This window comes from Streptomyces sp. WAC 04229 (genome assembly GCF_003947455.1).
Taxonomy (GTDB): Bacteria; Actinomycetota; Actinomycetes; order Streptomycetales; family Streptomycetaceae; genus Streptomyces.
Genome location: NZ_QHJH01000354.1, coordinates 1 through 2,972, shown reverse-complemented (window position 1 = coordinate 2,972; position 2,972 = coordinate 1). Strand labels below are relative to the sequence as shown.

Below are 2,972 nucleotides of genomic sequence, written 5' to 3'. Positions count from 1 at the left end.
GCGATGAGCCCCGCCCGCTCACCGTCCAGCCACGCCAACGCCTCCCCCCGGTCCCCGAACCGCCCCGGCTCCTTCAGTCCCGGCAGCCACCGCAACCGGGCATCGGCCGCATGCGCTCGCTGGAAATAGAAGCCAAGCATCCGCATCCGCGCCGCCTCCCCCTCCCGCCGCCAAGCCTCATCCCCCGTCACCACACTGGCCCCGAACACCCGCACCAAATCGTGCAAGTGCCACCGCATGACGGAAGGCGTTTCCGGGTCGCTTTTGACTGAGGTGACCAGACATCTGGCGGCCAGATCTTCCAGCAGCGACAGCGCGGACTCGATAGGGAGATCGGCAAGAGCCGCAATGGCCTCCGTGCCGGTCTCCGGGCCAGGCGCAAGACACAGTAAGCGCAGCAGTCGGGCCTGGTCGGGCGGCAGCCGACGATAGGAGGTTTCCAACACCGGCCGCAGGGCGAGCGGGCGTCCGAAGAGGTCGGTTCCGGGGCTGCCGTGGTCGAGGACGGCCGTCGCGTCCCCGGCCTCCCGGATCTCAGCCACCAGAGACGCGATGTCCCGATGGCGACGCCGACGCAGCACCCCCGCCGCGATCTGGAGGGCAAGCGGCAGGTGGCCGCACAGATCCGCCAGTTCACGCAAGGCACCGGGTTCACGCACCGGACGTTCGTCCCGTTCGTCGGTGTCGTGCAGGGCGCGAGTCACGAGGGCGACGGATTCGTCCGGATCGAGTTTTTCCAGGTCGATCACGCGTAGCGGAAGTGCGTCTGGACGGTCCCGGGAGGTGATGAGCACCCGGTGATGGTCCGTGCCGGGCAGCAGCGGAAGGTACTGGGCGGGATCCGAGGCGTTGTCCAGGATCAGCAGCATGCGGTCCCGTCGCTCGACGAGCAGCGCGCGGTACGCGTCGTACTGGCGGTCCGTCGTCGGGGGCAGTTCCCCGTCCCGTACGCCGAGTGCGTCGAGCAGCGCCAGTACCGCCTGATCCGCGGTGACCGGGGTCTCGTCGTACCCGCGCAGGTCCACGAAGAGCGTCCCGCCCGGGAACCAGCCCCGCGCCAGGGCCCGGTGCGCGGCCTCCACCGCCAGCGCGGTCTTGCCGACGCCGCCCATGCCCGTGACGGCGAAGATGAGCACGGGCAGTGCCGCTGTGTCGTCCTCGCCGGGGGAGAGGTGCGGCAGCAGGCGGTCCAGCTCCGCCGACCGGCCGGTGAAGCCCAGCGGGCGGGGCGGGAGCGTGGCGGTCGCTCGCGGTACGGGGCCGTGAGGGGTGACCCTGGCGTTCCTACCCTCGGCTGCCGGTGACGGGCCCGGGGAAGGTGCCGCCCCGGAAGTCGATGTGGTCTCCGGCGTACGTCGCCCCGCCGTCGCCGCGTTGTTGGGGCCCCTCCTCGGAGTCGGAGGCGCCGGAGGAGCCCTCGCGGGGCCGGTGCTTGTGCAGTAGCGCGGCCGTCACCGACGCGGCCTGCGCGGCGGCGCGCTGCTGCGAGCCCGAGGCGTCGGCCTTGTGCTTGCCGGCGTCGGCCCGGTCGCTGATGCCCCGGACCACCAGGGCGGGCAACTGGCCGTTCAGGTGGGCCGCCCGGAGCGCCCCGGAGCCCTCCATCTCGATCGCGCCCGCGTCGTTGTAGTTCCGGCGGATGAACCGGGCGATCTCAGACGCCGCGTCGGCCAGGACGACGTCCCCCGTGGCGATCGGCATGAAGTGCGCCCGTACGCCTGGCATGTCCCGCACCGCGGAACGCGCCGCCTGCTCCAGGGCGTGCGAGCCCGGCAGTGCCTTCGGCCGGACCAGGAAACCCTCGGGCGTCTGCTTGCCCCCGTGGATCTCGTACACCTGCGTGCCCACGACGACGTCGCCGATCTCGACGTCGTCCTTCAGGCTGCCGGCGACTCCGACGAAGAACACGGTCTCGGGGCGCAGCCAGTTGATGAGCTGGGTGCTGAGTGCGGCGGCCTGCTCGGCGCCCATGCCCAGTTCGGCGAGGGCGACGTGCCAGGAGGTGCCCGGCAGCCGACCCCGTTCGACGCGGGTCCCGCCCCGGTGCACCAGCTCCTCCCGCTCCTCGACGTGCGCGCGGACGGCGGCGTATTCGAGGGGGAGTGCGGTCAGGACCAGAGCGGTGGGCTGGATGTCCGGCATAGTCATAAGTTACCGCTGGGAGAAGGGGTTCGAGTGCCGGAACAGGACGTCACCGTCGGGCAGTTGCTGCTCGCCGAGTACGAGAGCGTGAAGAGCGAGCAGAGGGCGAGGATCGGGTTCCGGGACAATCTCCTCTACGTGACACTCGCCGTCGTGGCGGCCGTCATCGCCGCGACGGCCCAGGCGAAGCAGCCCTCGATGCTCCTGGCGCTGCCGCCGGTGTGCGTCGTCCTCGGGTGGACCTACCTCGTCAACGACGAGAAGATCTCCGCGATCGGGCTCTACGTCCGGGACGATCTGGGCCCTCGGCTGGCCGCCCTCGCGGCCCACGGGGCCGGTTTCACGACGTTCGGGTGGGAGGCGTACCACCGCGGCGACACCCGGCGCCGGTCCCGCAAGGCGACCCAGACCGTGATCGACCTGACGGCGTTCTGCGCGGTACCGCTGGCCGCGCTGGTCGTCTTCTGGTCCCACGGCGACGTCGGAGGCCTGCTCGTCGGGGTCTCGGCGCTGGAGGCGCTCGCGGTGGCGGGGCTCGCCTCGCAGGTGGTGCGGTACGCGAGGGCGGCGTGAGCGCGCGCCGGGGGCGTCGGCGGCCGGCCCGCTACCGGCCCCGTACCCACCGATAGACCAACTCCGGTCGCCCCACCTGCCCGTACTGCGGACTCCGCCCCGCCCGCCCGGCGTCCACCAGGTGCTCCAGGTAACGCCGGGCCGTGATGCGGGAGATGCCCACCGCCTCGGCGACCCCGGCCGCCGTCAGGCCCTCCTCCGAGCCGCGCAGGGCGCTCGTGACGCGTTCCAGGGTCGGTCCGCTGAGGCCCTTCGGC

The 2,972-nt window shown here is 72.1% G+C and carries 4 protein-coding genes; 1 reads left to right on the top strand and 3 read right to left on the bottom strand.

Going from position 1 to position 2,972, the window contains the following annotated elements; all coding sequences use genetic code 11:
* Both DMH12_RS37990 and DMH12_RS37985 read right to left on the bottom strand, forming a co-directional pair.
* A partial coding sequence (locus DMH12_RS37990) for an NB-ARC domain-containing protein (protein ID WP_260474498.1) occupies positions 1-1,136 on the bottom strand: 1,136 nt, incomplete at its 3' end.
* Positions 1,137-1,284: 148 nt separating this feature from the next.
* A complete protein-coding gene (locus DMH12_RS37985) occupies positions 1,285-2,148 on the bottom strand; it encodes a 5'-methylthioadenosine/S-adenosylhomocysteine nucleosidase (protein ID WP_125495804.1) in 864 nt (287 codons plus the stop codon).
* Between the two features lie 27 nt (positions 2,149-2,175).
* Here DMH12_RS37985 and DMH12_RS37980 point away from each other — a divergent pair, with 27 nt between their 5' ends.
* Positions 2,176-2,715, top strand: coding sequence for a hypothetical protein (locus DMH12_RS37980; RefSeq protein WP_125495803.1), 540 nt, complete (start codon positions 2,176-2,178; stop codon positions 2,713-2,715).
* Between the two features lie 31 nt (positions 2,716-2,746).
* Here DMH12_RS37980 and DMH12_RS37975 read toward each other — a convergent pair.
* Positions 2,747-2,972 (bottom strand): FaeA/PapI family transcriptional regulator (locus tag DMH12_RS37975; RefSeq protein WP_312024000.1); only part of this gene is annotated, 226 nt, incomplete at its 5' end.

Coding starts and splice junctions, on each gene's coding strand:
- DMH12_RS37985 (WP_125495804.1), bottom strand. CDS start 2,148: ATGACTATGCCGGACATCCAGCCCACCGCTCTGGTCCTGACCGCACTC.